The sequence below is a fragment of the Nocardioides jensenii JCM 1364 = NBRC 14755 genome, assembly GCF_001552535.1.
Classification (GTDB): domain Bacteria; phylum Actinomycetota; class Actinomycetes; order Propionibacteriales; family Nocardioidaceae; genus Nocardioides; species Nocardioides jensenii.
Window position 1 is genome coordinate 1 of record NZ_BCRJ01000179.1, and the last position, 1,200, is coordinate 1,200.

Here is a 1,200-nt window from a genome sequence, read left to right on the forward strand (position 1 = left end):
GCCCGCCGCGCCTGCCGCCCAGCAGCAGGCTGCCCCGGTCGCTCCGTCCCGCCCGGCGGCCCAGCCCTCCGGCAGCCTCGTCTCGTCCACGCAGGCCAGCCAGAGCCGGCTCCCCCAGTTGCCCGTCGTGCGCCGCAACGGCTACGACAAGGACGCCGTCGACTCCCTGCTGTCCCAGTTGAGCAATGAGAAGGCCGGCCTGGGCAACAGCCTCGGGGCTTCCGAGAAGCGCGTCATCGAGCTGGAGTCCGAGCTCGCCGGCCTGCGCAAGCAGGTCTCCGAGGTCGAGGCGCCCTCGTACGCCGGCCTCGGTGGTCGTGCCAACGAGCTGCTGCGTCTGGCCGAGGAGGAGGCCGAGGACATCCGTCTCCAGGCGATCCGCGAGGCCACCGAGATCCGCGCCCAGGCCACCAAGGACGCCAAGGCGATCCGCTCCGACGCCACCCGGGAGGCCGAGGACATGCGCACCGTCCAGCTCACCGAGCTCGACGAGCAGCGCACCCGCCTCATCGCCGACGCCGAGCAGGAGCGTGCCCTGGCCCGAACCGAGGCCAACGACCTGCGGGCCGCCGCCAAGCGCGAGGCTGATCAGCTGCGTCTGGCTGCCCAGCAGGAGAGCAACGACGCCAAGGTCAGCGCTGCCCGCGAGGCGGAGAAGTCCCGCGCCGCCGCCGACCGTGAGGTGCAGGAGGCCCGACGCACCCTGGCCGTCGAGAAGGAGCGGCTGGCCAAGGAGGCGGCCGACCACCACTCGAACGCCACCGCCGAGACTCGCCGCCTCGTCGAGGAGGCCGAGCAGCGCGCCGTCGCCGCCGAGGAGCGCGCCACCGAGGCCAGCACCCAGGCCACGACCCACCGCAAGCAGGCTCAGTCCGAGTCCGACGCCCTGCTCACCCGCGCTCGCCGTGAGGCCGAGCAGATCGTCGCCTCGGCTCGCAGCCAGGCCGAGAGCCTGACCGCGACCGGACAGGCCGACGCCGACCGCGAGCTCGCTGCGGTGCGGGCCGAGGTCGACCGCATGACCAAGCGTCGCGACGCCATCACCGCCCAGCTGGGCGCGCTGCGTGACGTCGTCGCCGGGTTCGGCGAGGACTGATCGCAACGATGACCACCGGACGCGGGGACGACGTCGCGCCCAGTGTCGGCCCGCCGGCCGAGACCGCGCTGGACGACGCGGCCGAGGACGCGGCCGAGGAGGCT

Annotated in this window: 1 protein-coding gene; it reads left to right on the top strand. The window is 73.9% G+C overall.

Going from position 1 to position 1,200, the window contains the following annotated elements:
- On the top strand, positions 1 to 1,096 hold a 1,096-nt coding region (locus NJ4_RS26180), incomplete at its 5' end, for a coiled-coil domain-containing protein (protein WP_067442130.1).
- Positions 1,097 to 1,200: the final 104 nt, after the last annotated feature.